The organism is Microbacterium sp. NPDC090281, assembly GCF_044769635.1.
In the GTDB taxonomy this organism is placed as follows: domain Bacteria; phylum Actinomycetota; class Actinomycetes; order Actinomycetales; family Microbacteriaceae; genus Microbacterium.
The window spans coordinates 2,015,440-2,033,054 of the sequence record NZ_JBIVYH010000001.1 but is presented as its reverse complement, the minus strand read 5'-3'; the positions used below and the strand labels follow the sequence as shown (position 1 = coordinate 2,033,054).

The 17,615-nt window shown below is 67.0% G+C and carries 15 protein-coding genes; 7 read left to right on the top strand and 8 right to left on the bottom strand.

Annotation, left to right across the window (positions count from 1 at the left end):
* Positions 1 to 62: 62 nt before the first annotated feature.
* Positions 63 to 2,405 carry an arylsulfatase gene (locus ACIQTX_RS09750; RefSeq protein WP_402971702.1) on the top strand — a complete coding sequence of 781 codons (2,343 nt, stop codon included), beginning with the start codon at positions 63 to 65 and terminating at the stop codon, positions 2,403 to 2,405.
* Positions 2,406 to 2,435: 30 nt separating this feature from the next.
* Here the strand turns inward: ACIQTX_RS09750 and ACIQTX_RS09745 are convergent, their stop codons facing one another.
* From ACIQTX_RS09745 to ACIQTX_RS09735, 3 genes are all read right to left on the bottom strand, one after another.
* A complete protein-coding gene (locus tag ACIQTX_RS09745) occupies positions 2,436 to 4,991 on the bottom strand; it encodes a LuxR C-terminal-related transcriptional regulator (RefSeq protein ID WP_402971700.1) in 2,556 nt (851 codons plus the stop codon).
* Positions 4,992 to 5,134: 143 nt separating this feature from the next.
* Positions 5,135 to 6,115, bottom strand: coding sequence for an FUSC family protein (locus ACIQTX_RS09740; RefSeq protein WP_402971698.1), 981 nt, complete (start codon positions 6,113 to 6,115; stop codon positions 5,135 to 5,137).
* Between the two features lie 120 nt (positions 6,116 to 6,235).
* Positions 6,236 to 7,906, bottom strand: coding sequence for a SulP family inorganic anion transporter (locus ACIQTX_RS09735; protein ID WP_402971696.1), 1,671 nt, complete (start codon positions 7,904 to 7,906; stop codon positions 6,236 to 6,238).
* 195 nt (positions 7,907 to 8,101) lie between these two features.
* Here ACIQTX_RS09735 and ACIQTX_RS09730 point away from each other — a divergent pair, with 195 nt between their 5' ends.
* The 4 genes from ACIQTX_RS09730 (at position 8,102) to ACIQTX_RS09715 (ending at position 10,510) form a co-directional block, all read left to right on the top strand.
* The gene (locus ACIQTX_RS09730) at positions 8,102 to 8,488 is read left to right on the top strand and encodes an SHOCT domain-containing protein (protein ID WP_402971694.1); all 387 of its coding nucleotides are present in this window, start codon (positions 8,102 to 8,104) and stop codon (positions 8,486 to 8,488) included.
* A 94-nt stretch (positions 8,489 to 8,582) separates the two neighbouring features.
* Entirely contained in the window at positions 8,583 to 9,047 is a 465-nt protein-coding gene (locus ACIQTX_RS09725; protein WP_402971692.1) for a MarR family winged helix-turn-helix transcriptional regulator, read from the top strand.
* 27 nt (positions 9,048 to 9,074) lie between these two features.
* A complete protein-coding gene (locus ACIQTX_RS09720) occupies positions 9,075 to 10,052 on the top strand; it encodes a zinc-binding dehydrogenase (RefSeq protein ID WP_402971690.1) in 978 nt (325 codons plus the stop codon).
* A gap of 56 nt (positions 10,053 to 10,108) precedes the next feature.
* Positions 10,109 to 10,510, top strand: coding sequence for a RidA family protein (locus ACIQTX_RS09715; protein WP_402971688.1), 402 nt, complete (start codon positions 10,109 to 10,111; stop codon positions 10,508 to 10,510).
* 43 nt (positions 10,511 to 10,553) lie between these two features.
* Here the strand turns inward: ACIQTX_RS09715 and ACIQTX_RS09710 are convergent, their stop codons facing one another.
* The 5 genes from ACIQTX_RS09710 to ACIQTX_RS09690 are packed head-to-tail and all read right to left on the bottom strand — an operon-like array spanning position 10,554 to position 14,627.
* The gene (locus tag ACIQTX_RS09710) at positions 10,554 to 11,630 is read right to left on the bottom strand and encodes a DNA polymerase IV (protein ID WP_402971686.1); all 1,077 of its coding nucleotides are present in this window, start codon (positions 11,628 to 11,630) and stop codon (positions 10,554 to 10,556) included.
* A 45-nt stretch (positions 11,631 to 11,675) separates the two neighbouring features.
* Positions 11,676 to 12,068 (bottom strand): DUF1304 domain-containing protein, encoded by a 393-nt coding sequence (locus tag ACIQTX_RS09705; protein ID WP_402971684.1) that lies wholly within the window; start codon positions 12,066 to 12,068, stop codon positions 11,676 to 11,678.
* Between the two features lie 53 nt (positions 12,069 to 12,121).
* A complete protein-coding gene (locus ACIQTX_RS09700) occupies positions 12,122 to 13,012 on the bottom strand; it encodes a CPBP family intramembrane glutamic endopeptidase (RefSeq protein ID WP_402971682.1) in 891 nt (296 codons plus the stop codon).
* Positions 13,009 to 13,734, bottom strand: a complete 726-nt coding sequence (gene trmB, locus ACIQTX_RS09695; RefSeq protein ID WP_402971680.1) for a tRNA (guanosine(46)-N7)-methyltransferase TrmB — start codon at positions 13,732 to 13,734, stop codon at positions 13,009 to 13,011. The genes ACIQTX_RS09700 and trmB overlap by 4 nt, the downstream gene beginning before the upstream one ends.
* A gap of 53 nt (positions 13,735 to 13,787) precedes the next feature.
* A complete protein-coding gene (locus tag ACIQTX_RS09690; RefSeq protein ID WP_105527872.1) occupies positions 13,788 to 14,627 on the bottom strand; it encodes a DUF3097 domain-containing protein in 840 nt (279 codons plus the stop codon).
* A 122-nt stretch (positions 14,628 to 14,749) separates the two neighbouring features.
* Between ACIQTX_RS09690 and ACIQTX_RS09685 the strand changes: the two genes are divergently transcribed.
* Positions 14,750 to 16,783 carry a TPM domain-containing protein gene (locus tag ACIQTX_RS09685; protein WP_402971678.1) on the top strand — a complete coding sequence of 678 codons (2,034 nt, stop codon included), beginning with the start codon at positions 14,750 to 14,752 and terminating at the stop codon, positions 16,781 to 16,783.
* A 58-nt stretch (positions 16,784 to 16,841) separates the two neighbouring features.
* Positions 16,842 to 17,585: a PspA/IM30 family protein gene (locus tag ACIQTX_RS09680; protein WP_028502939.1), complete on the top strand. Its 744-nt coding sequence runs from the start codon at positions 16,842 to 16,844 to the stop codon at positions 17,583 to 17,585.
* Positions 17,586 to 17,615: the final 30 nt, after the last annotated feature.

Here is a 17,615-nt window from a genome sequence, read left to right as displayed (position 1 = left end):
CCCGCGGTAGTGCATCGGCCGACGGGACAACGCACAGTTCAACGAGATGAAGGAGACCGAAGATGGCTCGGGAATTCCAGGGCAAGATCGAACTCGACGTGCGCGACTCCGTCGCGGACTGGGACGCGTTCCGCCCGACAACGCCGCCGACGGGCGCACCGAACGTCCTCGTCGTGCTCTACGACGACACAGGTATGGCCGCGTGGTCGCCCTACGGCGGGCGCATCAACATGCCGACGATGGATCGACTCGCCCAGAACGGCCTGACGTACTCGCAGTGGCATACGACCGCCCTGTGTTCACCGACCCGCTCCACCTTCCTGACCGGGCGCAACCATCATCTGAACGGGTTCGCGACGATCTCGGAGTCATCGACCGGTTTCCCGGGCTACAACTCGCACATCCCCGATTCCAACGCCACGATGGCACACGTGCTCCGCGATGCCGGGTGGTCGACGTTCTGGGTCGGGAAGAACCACAACGTCCCGATCGATGAGTGGACCGCAGGAGCCTCGAAGAAGCACTGGCCGCTGGCCCAGGGTTACGACCGGTTCTACGGATTCATCGGCGGCGAGACCAACAACTGGTACCCCTCGCTCGCCGAGGACAACCACTACATCGATCAGCCGTACCTGCCTGAGCAGGGCTATCACCTCTCGAAGGATCTCGCCGATCAGGCGCTCACCATGATCCGCGACGTCAAGCAGACGGAGCCGGGCAAGCCCTGGTACCTGTGGTTCTGTCCTGGCGCCAACCACGCACCCCACCATGCCCCACAGGAGTACATCGACAAGTACAAGGGTCAGTTCGACGACGGCTACGAGGCTTACCGCGAGTGGGTGCTCGCGCGCATGGTCGAAAAGGGCATCCTCCCGGCCGACACCGACCTGACCGAACTGAACCCGATGGCCGACGGGATGTTCAATCCGACCGACGAGGTTCGTCCGTGGGACACGCTGAACGCCGAGGAGAAAGCGATGTTCTCCCGGATGGCCGAGGTGTATGCCGGCTTCAGCGAGTACACCGACTCCCAGGTCGGCCGCATCGTCGACTACCTGGAGGAATCGGGGCAGCTCGACAACACGCTCATCCTGTACTGCGCCGACAACGGCGCATCCGGCGAGGGCAGCCCGAACGGATCCGTGAACGAGGGCAAGATCTTCGGCGGATATCCCGACGACGAGGCGGAGAACCTTCGACTCGTCGACAAGCTCGGGTCGCCAGACACCTACAACCACTACCCGACCGGGTGGGCGGCGGCGTTCTCGACTCCGTACAAGATGTTCAAGCGCTACACCTACCAGGGTGGTGTCTGCGATCCCTTGGTGATCCACTGGCCCGCGGGTATCAAGGCCCGCGGCGAAGTGCGTCATCAGTACCACCACTCGACCGACATCGTGCCGACCATCCTCGAGGCATGCGGTGTGGAGTTCCCCGACGTCTACAACGGTGTCGAGCAGACACCCCTGTCCGGCGTCTCCATGGCGTACTCGTTCGACGCCGAGCCGGAGGGTCCGACGCAGAAGACGACGCAGTACTACGAGATGCTCGGCCAGCGCGGTATCTGGCACGAGGGGTGGAAGGCCGTCACGGTGCACGGCCCGATGAGCGGGGTGAGCAACTTCGACAAGGACGAATGGGAGCTTTACCACACGGATATCGATCGGGCCGAGGCGAAGAACCTGGCGGGAGAGCACCCCGACAAGCTCGAGGAGCTCAAGGCGCTCTGGATGGAGGAAGCGAGGACGAACAACGTCCTGCCTCTGAACGATCTGCAGATCATCGGCAACCCGAAGGATTTCGAGACCTTCGTCGCGATGGAGTTCCATCAGCCCGCACCACCCTCCGGACAGTTCGTGTACTACCCGGGCACGAGCGAGGTGCCTGAGCGGTCGGCAGCCAACACCCACGGCGTCTCGTACAAGATCGCGGCAGAGGTCGAGTTCACTCCCGAGACCGAGGGCGTGATCTTCGCCCACGGCTCCCGGTTCGGAGGGCACGCGCTGGTCGTGAAGGACGGGCAGGTGCACTACGTGTACAACTTCTTGGGGATTCCACCGGAAGACCGCGTATCAGCTCCCGTACCGACGTCCGGAAAGCACATCATCGGCGTCGAGTTCACGAAGGAAGGCATGGGTGAGCACCGCGAGGGCGTCGGTCCGGTGAAGCTGTACATCGATGATCAGGTCGTCGGAGAGAAGCAGATCCGCACCGTCCTCGGGCACTTCTCACTCTGCGGCGAGGGGCTGACCATCGGCCGGGACAGCGCTGATCCCGTGTCGTCGCTGTACGGGTACGGCTTCGACTTCACCGGTGGTGAGATCACCAAGGTCGTCTTCGACATCGCAGACGACGCTTACCTCGATCTGGAATCGCACCTGGCTGCAGCCCTGGCGCGGGACTGAGGATCGTCTGGCCGCGGCGGCTGCGCACGCTCACTCGATACCGAGTGCGTGCGCAGCCGCTGTCACCCCTTCACGGTCGGAGACCCCGAGCTTCCGATAGATGTTGCGCACATGAGTCTTCACGGTGTTCGGGGAGATGAACTCCTGCTGGGCGATCTCGCGAAGCGTGGCATTCTGACTCAACGCCGCGAGCACAATGCGTTCGCGTCGCGTGAGTTCTTCGTTGATGAGCACCCCCGCCGCGGCGAGACGCTCACGGACGCAGTCGGCGAAACGTCCGCGGGCGCCGGGGGTGGCGCGTGCGGCGAGCAGACGCCAGACGACCGGTCCTGCGTCTGCGAAGCGTCTGACATGCTCCTCCGGCTCCGCCAGGGCCAGCGCGAACGCGAGTGACACCTGCGCCTGGTCGGGGTGTCCGGCTTGGACATCGAGACAGGCCGACACCAACCACGCATCGACCATCGACACGGGCAGCAGGCACTGCGCGCTCCCCTCCAGCACGGGAGCGATGGCGCGCCTGGCGCGGGCGAAGTCCTGGTCGTCGAGAGCCGCGATCGCACGGAGCACCGCGACGTCGCCGGTGGAACCGATGGCGCGCTCGATCTCGACGATGAAGCGGTCTCTCAGGGAATGCTCGCCGAGACGGTCGAACGCTCGTACCGCGGAAGCGCTCATCATCGCGTACCAGTGAACCGGCAGCGGCATCTCTTCGCGAGGCGAAAGGTTCTCCAGCAGAGTGATCGCCGCCGCATGAGTGTCGATCGCGGAGTCGGCGTCCAGGAGCGCGATCATCCCTCGCAAGCCCCGCGCGATCGCGGGCTCTGCCCCCGACTCGATGATGCCGGTCGCCACCTGCAGCGTCTCGTCGACGTCGCCGACGACCATCCGCTCGAGTGGGACCCAGTAACGCCACACCCTCGTGACCTGGTAGAAGGAGTCGTCAGGATTGCCGAGATCGGCCCAGCGCTGGTCGAGGCGTGCCCCCGAACGGAGTACCTCGCTCATTCGTCCGCGGAACAGCTCGGCGGTGTTCAGGATGGCCGCGGCTTGCAGTTCGGCTGCCCCGGTGCCGGCGGCGAGCGCGTGGTCGGACGCGAACCCGGCGAACCGGCCGGCGCGATCCAGGTGCCCCACATACAGCTCGGCCATGGCGGCCTGGAGGAACACGTAGGTGTCAAGCTGCGATTCACCGGTGACCTCGTCCAGTACGAGCTCCAGACGGTCGAGGGTGTCGGGGATTCCCCCGCGCCGGACCGCGATGTGCAGGTCCAGGCCCTTCCGCCACTGCCGAACGACTGCTGATCCGTCCCCGCTCGTCGGCGAGTCGAGCACAGCTGCCGCCGCGGACGCATCGCCTCGCGCAAGTCGTGCGGAGGCGATCAGCAGCTGCACGGAGGGTTCGGCGAGCATGGAACGCGGAAGCTCAGCGGTCGCGGCGATCACTTCGCAGGCATACCCCATGAGAACGAGCTGCATCCCGCATTGGCGCAGGATCAGGGACGTCGAGGATGCGTCGCGGCTGCGCGTCGCATGAGACAGTGCGAGCCGGTATTCCTGCTCGGCAGCGAACCACTCTGCTGCCGCCTTCTCGAGCGCATCCACCACGCCGTGCCCGCGTTCCTTCAGCCGGGAGTACAGAAACTCGCGCAACAGCGGGTGGTAGTGATACCCCGTCGGCTCGTCGCGATTCCGGCTGATGAGCACGTTGAGGCGGATGAGTTGCTCGATCAGGGCCGCTGCGGGCGCCCCGCCGGTCAGCCGAGAGGCGAGATCGGGGGTGAACGATTCGGGGACGGAGGTCAGCACGAGGAACTCACTGAGTTCGTGGTCGAGGTCTGCAAAGACCTCCTCCACGAAGTAGTCGGTCACCGTCGGCGAATCGCCGCGCAACGGGAGCACGGTCGCGAACGAGTCATGAAGCGCGGCCAGCTCCAGAAGCCGGAGCCCTGCCGCCCATCCCTCTGTTCGAAGGAGCACCGATGTGATCTCGCCCTGCGAGAGGCTCACACCTCTCCCGAGGAAGAACGACCTCACCTCTGCCGGGGTGAAGGCGAGGTCTTTGGCATCGAGTTCCAGCGCGATCCCGGCGATGCGTCGTCGCGCGAGCGGGATCCGGCGCGTTCCGCGTCCGGAGAGCACGACATGCGCGTTCCCCGGTACAGCGTTCACGAAAGCGGACAGCATGTCGCCGAGCCAATCGGTCTCGACGAGGTGAACGTCGTCGAGGATGATGACGATGCGTAGCTCGGCGGCTCGCAAGGACCGCGCCAGCGCACGGGCCGTATCGGTCGACCACGTACGGGCGATTCTCGCCAGGCTCGCCCGCAGCCGCTCGTCGTCGACACGTTCCAGCGCGAGTCGCAATGACTCCAGATCTGTGTCGCCGCGTTGCAGCGTGAGCCAGACCACCGCCGTGTCCACGTCTTCATCGGCGTCGAGCACGTGCGCCCACTGAGTGAGCAGTCGCGTCTTTCCCGCACCGGCCGGCGCCGACAGCACCGTCAACGTCCAAGGCTCATCCATAGCGGCCGTGAGCCGGGACAGCAGTCGAGGCCGTTCGACGTCACCCGCGATCGCTGAGGGCATGAGAGCCCCAGCCGAATCCGGGTCTGGCAATACTGATGTCATCGGAACCCCCCGTAACATGTTAGGCGATACTCGCCCCTCTCCCATACGAAGTATCCCACCCCGGGGAATACGGGCTCAAGCGACTTTCGTCTAGCCACGGGTCACACGGATGACGTCCGCCGGCTCCTGACGAGGAGCGAGACGACAGAGGGGACCACCGCGCCGAAGAGAAGTGCGAGCCCGACGCCGATCAGGGTCTCGACGGCACGCTCGACGAACCGCTCTCCCGGGGGCTCCGGGGACGTCGTCATGATGAGTGTCAACGCGAGGAAGGTCGTGAATCCGGGGACGATGTACCAACGGCTCTCCTGGATCGCACATGCCGCCCCGATGACGAGTCCGACCACGATCCCGACGACCGCATCAGCGGGGCTGAGCACAGCCATCGCCGCCGCAGCGAGAGCGCCGATCAACACGGAGGCCGCACGCCCGATACTTCGCGCGATGAGCTGGCCCCGCACCGGTCTCATGACCAGAAGCACGGCACCCGTCGCCCATCCGACGTGTTCGAGATCGAGCAGGAAGCCGAGCGTCGCCGCTGCCGCTGCGGCGGTGCCGAGCAGTACTCCGTAGACCAGCATGGCTCGACCGCGCGGAACGGGAGGCGGCGGATGGGGCTTCTCATCGCGTTCCGGCCAGAGCAGTGTGAGGATCCACGCGTAGACCGAACCGCCGACGATGCACGCCGCGAATCCGAGCACGGACGACGACCACGAGAAGCTCAACCCTATTCCGGTCATCGGCAGCGCCAGAACGAGGACCAACTGACCCCAGCGCCCACGGGTCGCATTCAGGCTTGCGAGAACCGCGAGCCCGAAGACCGCGGCGACAGCGATGACGGGCCACGTCGACAGGAGCGATCCGAGAAGCAGACCGACCGCGCTGAGCGCACCGACGAACGGTATGACCGCCCGACCACGCCGACGCGGCGGAAGACCGAACGCCGCCGCCGGAACCACCCCGATTCCGAAGGCGACGGCCAGCGACAGGTCGAAGGGAGCGACGGCCATCGCTGGCACCGCGAAGAGGAGCCCGAGACTGAACCGAGACCACCGCCAGCTCAGACCTGCGTGCTCGTCCACCCTGTCCACCTCGGCCCTACTGTCACCCGCATGTCGCTCGACACGACAGCCCCCTCTCACGAGGGACAGCTGGCCGCCCCACTTGTGTGGAGCCAGCCTAGGGACGTCATCGGGCGAGCGTCAGGGCGCGTCGGTCACTTCACCCTGGTGAAGGCCGGGAGCTGTGGCCGCGATCGTCGATTCGGCGGCGGCGATGCCCTCCCGCACGGAGTCGTGGACGCGCCCCGCGGATTCGAGACCCGAGAACCACGGCGTACGCTCGGCGACGGCCGTCGCGGCCTCCGGCAGAGCGGCGAGGTGCAGCACGACTCCGAGCTGAGAGAGCTCGCGGTCGACGTTCTCCAGCGCCTCGAGCACGGTGATCGTCATCACCTCCTGCTGCTTCAGCCCGAGCACGAGCGCGTGGACCGGATCGGCCTGCGCGCTGACCGTCTCGAGGATCATCCGCTCGTTCGCCATCGCATTCGCCGTGTAGAGACCGCGTTCCAGGTGGAGTCCCAGAGCACCGCCCGATCGGCCGACGATGGTCGCCTTCGGTACGTTCACTTCCCGCAGCACGAGTATCAGGGTCACGACGACGCCGATGGCGACAGCCGGCAGCAGACCCGCCGTGAGACCGAGGAGGGCGACGGAGAGCGCGATCCAGAAGTCCACGCGGCTGATCCGAGCCCAGCGCACGAGTTCGGGGATGTTGATGAGACCTGCGACCGCGACGAACACCATCGCGGCGAGCGTGGCCTCGGGCAGAAGGCTGAGAACCGGTCCGAGAAACAGGGCGACGAGAACTGCGAGCACCACGGTGACGAGGGTCGCCACCTGCGAGCGCGCCCCTGCGCTCTGATTGACCGCGCTCTGGGAGAAGCCGCCGGCCGCGGGCATCGTTCCGAAGAAGGCCCCGACGGTGTTCGCGGCTCCGGTCGCGAACAGCTCCTGGTCGCTGTCGATCTGGGGCTCGGTGACGACCCGGAGACTGCGAGCGACGGCCGCGGATTCGAGGAACGCCATCACGGCGATCGCGAGCGCTCCAGGCACGAGTGCCACCGCCTGGGTGAAGTCAGGTATGCCCGGAACGGGCAGGCCGCCCGGCACCGGTGCGATCAGGTCGACTCCGAGCTCATCGATGCCGGCCAGCCAGACCAGGAGGATGCCGCCGACCACCACGACCAGCGTGCCAGGGATCTTGGGGGCGAAGCGCTTGAGGACGAGGATCACCGCGATCGATCCGGCGGACAGGGCGATCGTCGGCCAGTTCACACTTCCGAACGCCTGCGCCACCGCCCCGAGCGACTTGAGGAAGCCATGGCCGGAGAAGTTGTAGCTCTCCCCCAGCAGCTTCGGCAGCTGCCCGACAGCGACCGTCGCACCGACGCCGATCTTCAGTCCCAGGACCGTGGCGCCGCTGATGTTCTCCACGAGCGAGCCGAGCCGGCACAGCCGCGCGATCAGCAGAATCGCGCCCACGAGCAGCGTCAACATCATCAGAGCGCCGATCGCGTCGTCCGATCCGGCGGCCACTCCAGCGGAAACCAGGGTCGTCGCCGTCAGCGTCGCGATGGTCGAGGTCGTCGAGACACTCATCGCCCGGCTCCCGCCGAGGAATGCGTAGACGAGCATCGGCAGGATGCAGGTGTACAGGCCGACCTGCACGGGCAGATTCGCGATCGTCGCATAGGCCATCGCCTGCGGGATGACCACGGCACCCGCCGAGAGCCCCGCGACGACATCGCGGAGAATCCAGTTCCGGTGATAGCCCTCGACCGTACTGAACAGCCATGGCGGTCGTCTCGTCACGCTCCTCCACCTCTCCGTCATCGGGTCGTCAGAAGCGTACTGCCGCGAGAACCCGGAGGAACACGGGTCGAGAGCTCGAATGATCGGCTCACCCTGGTGAAGTCCCGCCAGGAGCAGTGCGCGGACTCCTGAGTACCGAGTATCGTCCGACGAGCCGCCGATATCGCGCGGAACAACTTTTTTGAAGGAGTAGTCATGAGTTTTTGGGGATCGTTCTGGGACATCATCTGGTGGTTCTTCCTGGCGTTCATCTTCATCTCCTACCTGTTCGCCCTGTTCGCGATCATCGCCGATCTCTTCCGTGACCGGAAGCTCAACGGCTGGTGGAAGGCCGTGTGGATCATCTTCCTGATCTTCGTCCCGTTCCTCACCGCGCTCGTTTACCTGATCGCACGTGGCTCCGGGATGGCGGAGCGCAGCAATGCCGAGGCCGCGAACGCCCGCAGCGCCGCTGACGCGTACATCCAGCAGGTCGCCGGCGCGAGCCCGAGCGAGGAGATCGCGAAGGCGAAGGCACTCCTGGACTCCGGCACCATCACGGCCGAGGAGTACAACACCATCAAGGCCAAGGTTCTCCGCTAGAAGCTGGACTGTGGGCGTGCTCGGCTGGTCCGGGCACGCCCATCGTTTCCCGTTTCAAGTTGTGCACAACTGAATCGCGTGCAATGCTTGCATCATGCCGGTGACCGATGAGATGGTGTGCTTCTCGCTCTATTCCGCTGCGCGTGCCACGACGCAGGCCTACCGCGCTCTGCTCGCCCCCTGGGGGCTGACCTACCCGCAGTACCTGGTGCTCGCCGCTCTCTGGCTCGACGGGGACCAGACGATCAGCTCCCTGGGAGAGGTGATGCGCCTGGATTCCGGAACCCTCTCCCCTCTCGTCCGCCGTCTCGAGCAGGCTGGGCTCGTGACGAAGTCCCGGAGCCGAGAAGACGAGCGCGTCGTCACGGTGACGCTCACCGACAAGGGACAAGACCTTCGCTCTGAGGTCGCACCGATCCACTCCACGATCACGTCGATCTCCGGGCTTCACGACGACGACCACCGCAGGCGGCTCATCGCCGAACTGCACGACATCACCGACCGCCTCCAGAAGGCGACCAATGACCTCGGCAGCGCCCACCAGGGCGACGCCCGCTGACCACGCCTCAGACAGAACGGAATCGCCATGCGCGCACTCATCCACCCCTCATTCGGCATCCCGGAAGAGGTCCTCCGAGTCGAAGACCGCCCCCTTCCCGAGCCCGGCACAGGCCAGGTGCGCCTGCGGGTCGTGCTCTCCCCCATCCACAACCACGATCTCTGGACGGTCCGCGGAACCTACGGCTTCAAGCCCGAGCTGCCCGCTGCGTCCGGCACCGAGGCTCTGGGCGTCGTCGATGCGCTCGGCGCGGGCGTCGAACATCTCGCGGTCGGCCAGCGAGTGGCCACCGGTGGCACCTTCGGCGCGTGGGCCGAGTACATCGTGACGAACGCCGCCGGGGTCATCCCCGTCCCGGACGGGCTCCCCGACGAGACGGCCGCGCAGCTCGTGTCGATGCCGTTCAGCACGATCACGCTCCTGGACTTCCTCGGTGCGCAGGAGGGCGATTGGATCGTCCAGAACGCCGCGAACGGCGCCGTCGGACGCATGCTCGCGCAGCTCGGCTCGGCGCGTGGCGTGAACGTCGTCGGCCTGGTGCGTCGAACCGCGGGGGTCGAGGAGCTCCACGAGCAGGGCATCGACAGGATCGTCGCCACCGATCAGCCCGATTGGAAGGAGCAGGTGGAAGCCCTCACCGACGGCGCACCCATCATCGCGGGCGTCGACTCCGTCGGGGGCCCCGCCGCCGGGCAGGTGCTCTCGCTCCTCTCCGAGGGCGGAACCCTCGTCGCCTTCGGCGCGATGGACTCCCCGACCATGGAGATCGCCTCTTCCGATGTGATCTTCAAGCAGGCCACGGTGAAGGGCTTCTGGGGCAGCAAGGTGATCCCGAGTCTCGATCCGACCACTCGCAGCGCGCTGTTCGGCGAGCTCTTCCAGCGTCTCTCCGACGGCAGCCTGACTCTGCCCGTCGCTGGCGTCTTCGATGCCGCCGACATCAGCGCGGCAGTGCAGGCGAGCAACACCCCGGGACGCGTCGGCAAGGTGCTGCTCCGCTTCTGAGCGCGTCGCGCCCGCTGGGGCTTTCCGATGTCGGCGCTCAGGAGCAGAGTGTGCGCATGGAGATCTCACTCACCCAGCCCGAAGGACTCGTCGTCAGCCCCGCTTTCAGCCACGTGGCCGTCGTACCGCCCGGGGCGACGACGGTCTACGTCGGCGGTCAGAACGGTGTCGATGCCACCGGATCGATCGTCTCTGCCGATGCCGGCGAGCAATCCCTGCGCGCCGTCGAGAACGCCAGAATCGCCCTCGAATCCGTCGGCGCCGGACTCGACGACGTGATCAGCTGGACCGTTCTGATCCACCAGGACGCAGACCTGCGCGCGGCATACGGAGCGGTGGCATCGAGGCTCGCACGGGAAGGAGCACCACCCCTCGTGACCGCAGCCCTCGTGGCAGGACTCGGAGTTCCCGGTGCCCTCATCGAGGTGAGCGCGGTCGCAGCCGTCATCCGCGACTGAGCGGGGTGTGCGCCGCGGGTGGACACCCGCGATGACGTGACTGCTAGATCCGGCCCCGCACCGGCGTCCGTGCGGCGGTGTCCGTCTCGTCGGGCATCGTCATCTCCGCGCGCACGCCGAGAAGCCGCACCTCGCGTTCGGTGTCGAGTGTCGCCCCGAGCGCCACTGCCGCAGAGACGAAGTCCTCACGAGCGGCGGTGGACCCGGCCAGTTTGCGGCCCATCGTCTTGGTCTCGAAGGGGGCGTATCGCACCTTGAGGTGGACTCTGACAACCGGTCTGCCCTCGGCGGCGCAGTCATCGAATGCCTGGGCGGCGAGGTCGCGGATCGCCGCCTCGACCTGCTCCGGGTTCGTCAGATTCTGCTGGAAGGTCGTCTCGCGACTGTGGCTGCGCGCGACCCAGGGCGTGTCGTCGACCGCGCTCGGCCCCTGCCCTGATCCCAGCCCGTGATACCAGACGCCCATCCGCGGACCGAACTCGGTCACCAGCGTCTGCTCGTCGGCGTCAGCGAGCTCGCGGACGGTCGTGATGCCGTGTGCCGCCAGACGTTTCTGCACCTTCGACCCGACGCCCCAGAGGTCGCGCGTCGCCTTCTCCCCCATGACCTCGAACCAGTTGTCCGCCGTGAGCCGGAAGACGCCACGGGGCTTGCCGAACTCGGTCGCGATCTTCGCTCGCACCTTGTTGTCACCGATGCCGACCGAGCAGTACAGCTCTGTCGCGTCGAACACGGCGGCCTGCGCAGACCTCGCCACGGCTTCCGGGTCATCCGTCGTCACACCGAGGAAGCACTCGTCCCAGCCGATGACCTCGAGCACCACGTCGGGCAGAGCTCGAAGAGCGGCCATCACCTCGCCGGAGGCCACCGCGTACGCCTCGTGGTCGACCGGGAGGAAGACAGCGTCTTCCGGTGCTTTCCGTGCGGCGATCTTCAAAGGCATCCCCGAACCGATGCCGAACGCCCTCGCCTCATATGAGGCTGTGGAAACGACGGCGCGCTCTGTGGGGTCACCCCGGCCTCCGACGATCACCGGGAGGCCGACGAGCTCCGGTCGGCGCAGTACCTCGACCGCGGCGATGAACTGGTCCATGTCCACGTGCAGCACCCAGTCGGCCATGCAACGAGTGTGACGGCTGTCGGGGCCGATGTCACCCCACGATCGTCAGCTGATCGCCACACCGATCGCAGTGCCGGCCACGGCGAGCAGAGGCAACGCGCCCTGCATCGTCGCGGCTCGCACCTTGGAACGGTCGGAGAGAACCAGAACGAGAGCTGCAGCGAACATCATCGCGGTTCCCGCGAATACCAGCGTCAGCCCGACGGTCTGGGCACCCACGATCACGAGACCGATCCCGAGAAGCGTCGTCAACGCCAGGAACAGGTTGTAGAACCCCTGGTTGAATGCCAACTGCTTCATGGTGACGGCATCCGCCTCACTGGCGACGCCGAAGGTCTTCCTCGTCTCCGGGTCGGTCCACCTCAGCGATTCGAGCGCGAAGATGAAGACGTGGAACGCAGCGGCAGCTGCGGCGAGGACGAGTCCGACGATGAGCATGGGCTGATTCTCCCGTCCATGGACGCTCGGAGCAAGCCGACCGCCACCGGGACCTAGACGAGGAAGATCGGGAGCAGCCCGGGATTGTGTGCGTGCACGAGCACCGCGAACACGACGGCGTCGAACAGCAGGTGCACAGTGACGACGTAGGCGAGCGAATGCGTGCGGAGGAAGATGTATCCCTGGAGCAGCGCGAACGGGATGGTCAGCAGCGGTCCCCACTCGCGGTAGCCCAGCTCCCAGAGGAACGACACGAACACGATCGCCTGCAACAGGTTCGCGACGAGATCGGGGAAGTGCCGACGCAGCAGGGCGAACACCGTGCAGATGAAGAACAGTTCGTCCCAGATACCGACGGCTCCGACGCCGACGAAGAGCCTCGCGATGAGGTCGGGCGTGTCGACCACCGGCCAGTTCTGGTAGACCCCGCTGGTGATGAAGTAGAAGGGCAGGATCAGCCAGCCGAGCACCAGCACCGCCACGAGCCAGCCCCACTGCAACCGCCCCCAGCGCTTGTGGGTCCGCCAAGGGAAGCTGATCGCGCGATCGCGGTAGACGAACCTCGAGATGACGTACGGCACCGCGACCGCACCGCCCAGCGCGAGGGTGAATCGCAGCATCGCGAGGTTGTCGAGCTCCGCTGCCAACGGGATGATGCTCACGATCAGAAGACCGATCGCGATCAGGGAGAGGTCCCGTGTGAGAGACGGCGGCCTGTGCACACCGACCACGTTCGCGGTCTCCCGCCGAGCCCCCACGCGCACGACCTGATCCTCGGGCTGCCTGCCCCGCTCGATCAGCCCCGCCACAGCTATGCCCACCGCGAGCAGCGTCCACCCGATCCAGGGGATCTCCAGCACGAAGAACGCAGGAGCTGCGGCGCACACGAGCAGCGCCGGCACGAAGCCCCACTGCTGCCTCGTGTCTCGCCGCACGTCGGTCACGGGCGGGCCCTGCGCCGATACACGAGGTCGCGGATGTGTCGGCCCTTGGCGATGCCCTTGCGCTCGAACGCGGTCATCACGCGTCCGTCGAAGCGATCGGCCCACTCGTCGTCGAACGCCCTCTCGAACAGCGGTTCGGCATCGAGCACCTCGCGCATCTGCAGTGCGTAGTCCTCCCAGTCGGTCGCGAGCCGCAGCAGTCCACCCTCACGCAGTGCCCTCGCCGCGGTGTCTCCGAATCCGGGTCGCACCAAGCGTCGTTTGGTGTGCTTCTTCTTGTGCCACGGGTCGGGGAAGAAGATCCATACCTCGCGGGCGGCGGCCTCCGGCAGGTACGACGTCAGCACCTCCGGGGCATTCGCCTCGACCACGCGCAGGTTCCGGGCGCCTTCGCGGTCAGCGTCGAGCATCGTCCGCGCGAGGCCCGCGCGGAACACCTCGACGGCCAGGAAATCGTCGTCCGGCCGAGATGAGGCCGCAGCGACGATCGCGTGCCCCTGACCCGAACCGACCTCGACGTAGAGGTCGGCCGTGCGTCCGTACTCGACCGACGGGTCGAGTCGGGCCTCCGGGTGCACGGAAGTCCAGGCGACGTCTCGCGGCACGTCGAGCAGGTAGTGCGGGCCGAGCTCGGAGAAGGCGCGTTCCTGCGCGTCGGACATCCGTCCGCTGCGGCGCACGAACGACACCGGCTCGTCTCGGAAGGTACGGGGTTCGGGCATGATTCCAGGGTAGCCGTCGGCGCCTCGACCTCCCGCGCCTTCCGGAGCGTCGCTCAGGCTGCCGGTGCCGTCACGAAATCGATGAGCTCTTCCACGCGACCGAGCAGTGCGGGCTCCAGATCCCGATACGTCGTGACCTTCGAGAGAATGTGCTGCCATGCGCGAGCGGTGTCGGCCTGGGTCTCGTGCGGCCAGCCGAACGCGCGGCAGATCCCGACCTTCCACTCGATGCCGCGCGGGATCTCGGGCCACTTCGCGATGCCGAGCGCGCGCGGAGTCACGCACTGCCAGACGTCGACGAAGGGATGCCCGACGATGCGGAGATGACGGCCGTGCGGGCCGCGCTCGACGGCCGCAGCGATTCGCGACTCCTTGGAACCGGGGACCAGGTGGTCCACCAGCACACCGTAGCGACGCGTCGCGCTCGGCGGTTCGGCGGCCAGAAGGTCGTCGAGCAGGTCGACACCCTGCAGGAACTCGACGACCACGCCTTCGGCGCGCAGGTCGGCCCCCCACACCTTCTCGACGAGTTCGGCGTCGTGCTTACCCTCGACGAGGATGCGGCTGGGCAGGGCGACGCGGGCTCGCTGATCGGCGACGACGAACGATCCGGATGCGGTGCGACGCGGGCCCTGCGCCTTCGCTGCCGGGACGACCAGGCGAACCGGAGCTCCGTCGATGAGGAATCCACCGCCGAGAGGGAACAGTCTTCGGCGTCCGAGGCGGTCCTCCAGCTCGACGTTCCCACCCTGCACGCGCGTCACCGCACCACAGAATCCGTCGTCGGCGACCTCCACCACGAGATCCGCCTCGGCCGCGACCTGCGGCACCTGCTTCGCGCCGCGGTCGCGCCAGCCTGTCGCCAGCACATCCGAACCGTACATGTCGTCCATGCCTCCCAGCGTATGTGCCTCCGCTGAGGGCGAACGGCGAACCCGCGCCGAGTGCTGTCGCGTGTCGGGCCCAGTGCATAGACTCATCACATGGTGCTCGGCTGCCGGTCGGAGGGAACACGATGACGAAACGGTGGCTCGCGCTGGCCGCACTCACGCTGGCCGCAGTCGCCGGAGCATTCGGCGCTTCTGCGGCATCGGCCACCGACCCGGTCACCCTCGACGCCGGGTACGTCACCGACCAGGCCGACGTGCTGAGCGCGGATGAAGAGGCAACCGTCGAAGCCCGCCTCCAGGAGCTGACCGACAACTCGAACGCCGATCTCTTCGTCGTTCTCGTCGACGACTTCACCAATCCCACCGACAACGTGCAGTGGGCCGACACGGTCGCTCAGAACAACAACCTCGGCACCGAGCAGTACCTCCTCGCGATCGCTGTCGACGGGCGCAGCTATTACATCTCCGCGGCGCCCGATGGCCCGGTGAGCTTCAGCCAGCTCGACAGCATCGAAGACAAGATGGTTCCCCTCGCGGCCGACTCCGACTGGGTCGGGGCGATCACGCTCGCCGCCGACGAGATCCAGGGAGACGGCGGTGCCGGCGCACTTCGCATCGGCCTGATCGTCGTCGCCGTCATCGCGGTCGCCCTGCTGCTCTGGCTCGTCATCGCCCTGGTGCGCCGCGCCCGCCGCAAGGCCGAGATCCGCGAGCGCGGAGCGATGCCGGAGACACCGGACCCTGCTGACCCGTTCTCCACGCTCACCGACCAGCAGGTCGAGACGCAGGCAGGGCTCGCACTCGTGCAGGCCGACGACGCCATCACCTCGAGCCGGGAAGAGCTCGGTTTCGCCGTCGCCCAGTTCGGCGAAGGAGCGACCGAGGAGTTCACACGCGTCGTCGATGCCGCGAAGGCGAAGATCTCCGAGGCTTTCGACCTCAAGCAGAAGCTCGACGACGAGATCGAGGACACGATCCACGACCGCCGTGCCTGGCACATCCGGATCATCCAGATCGCTGACGAGATCGACGATGTGCTCGATGACAACACGGCGGCGTTCGACGCCCTCCGAAAGCTCGAGCAGAATGCGCCGCAGGAACTCGAGCGGGTTCGCGGTGAGCGTGCGGCATTGGACACCGTCCTCGCCTCAGCCGCACCGGCCCTCGCCGCCCTGTCGGCGACATACGACCCCGCGGCACTCAGCATGGTGGCGGACAACCCCGGCCAAGCCCGAGAGCGCGCCGAGCTCGCAGATCGTTCGATCGAGGCAGCCGTTCAGGCGATCTCCGCCGGCCGATCAGGAGAAGCGGCCTTCGCCATCCGAACCGCCGAACAGTCCGTGGCTCAGGCCGCTCAGCTCGCCCAGGCGGTGACGACACTCGGCACCGAACTCGCAGCGATCGAGACCCAGTCCCAGGCCCTCGTCGCCGAGCTGCAGGGAGACCTGGCGGCGGCGCAGCAGCTGCCCGATCCCACCGGCGCCATCGCGACCGCTGCCTCCGTGACCGCACAGCAGCTCCAGCTCGCGCAGGCGGACCTTTCGAGCTCCGCACGCAATCCGCAGCGGGTGCTGGAGGCGCTCACCGCCGCGAATGCCCAGATCGATGCCGCCATCGCGCAGGGCCGAGAGGGCGTCGAACGCGCCCGCCGGGTGCAACAGGTGCTCGAACAGACCCTCGCCCAGGCGAACTCCGAGATCCGAGCGGCACGGGAGTTCATCGAGACTCGTCGCGGGACGGTGGGTTCCACCGCACGCACTCGTCTCGCCAACGCCGACGCCAGCCTGACCCAGGCGCTGAGTCTGCGCGCGACCGATCCCGACGCCGCGTTGGCCGAAGCCAATCGGGCGCTAGCGCTCGCGGGCCAGGCAACCTCTGCTGCGCAGTCCGACGTCCAGGCCTACGCCCCTCCCGGCTACGACCAGAACGGCGGCGGCCCCTTCGGCGGCTCCTCGTCAGGAGGCTCGGGAATCGGCGGCGATATCCTCGGTGGCATCATCGGCGGGTTGCTCGCCGGTGGCGGCGGCGGATCCTCGCGCCGCGGAAGCAGCAGCGGCTGGCGATCCTCCGGAGGCGGAGGCTTCCGCAGCTCGGGCTTCGGCGGCGGCGGCTCGCGCAGCAGCGGCCGCAGCGGTCGATCGGGAGGTAGACGCTTCTGATCCGCTACACAGACACTTACGACAAGCTCTCGAAGACGCCCTCTGAAAGGAATCACGCATGACCAAGCAGTCCATCTTCGGACGTATCTCGACCCTCGTCCGCGCGAACATCAACTCCCTGCTGGACTCCGCAGAAGACCCGCAGAAGATGATCGACCAGCTCGTTCGCGACTACACGAACAGCATCGCCGACGCCGAGTCCGCCATCGCGGAGACCATCGGCAACCTGCGCCTGCTGGAGCGCGACCACGAGGAAGACGTCCAGGCGTCGACCGAATGGGGCAACAAGGCCCTCGCCGCCAGCCGCAAGGCGGACGAGATGCGCGGAAGCGGCAATGCCGCGGACGCCGACAAGTTCGACAACCTCGCCAAGATCGCTCTGCAGCGCCAGATCAGTGCGGAGCGTGAGGCCACGGGTGCTGAGCCGCAGATCGCCGCGCAGACCGAGATCGTCGACAAGCTCAAGAGCGGCCTGAACGGCATGAAGGACAAGCTCGTCGAGCTCAAGAACAAGCGCAGCGAGCTCCTGGCGCGCGCCAAGGTCGCCGAGGCGCAGACCAAGGTGCAGGACGCGGTGGGTTCGATCAACGTGCTCGACCCCACCAGCGAGCTGGGCCGGTTCGAGGACAAGGTCCGCCGCCAGGAGGCCATCGCGCAGGGCAAGATCGAGCTCGCAGCATCGAGCCTCGACGCCCAGTTCGAGAGCCTGGAAGACCTCGGCGAGCTGACCGAGGTCGAAGCTCGTCTCGCCGAGCTCAAGGCCGGCGGGAGCGCTCCCCGTCAGGCCATCGAAGGCAACTGACACGACTGGCGGATGCCCCGGCCGCGTGCC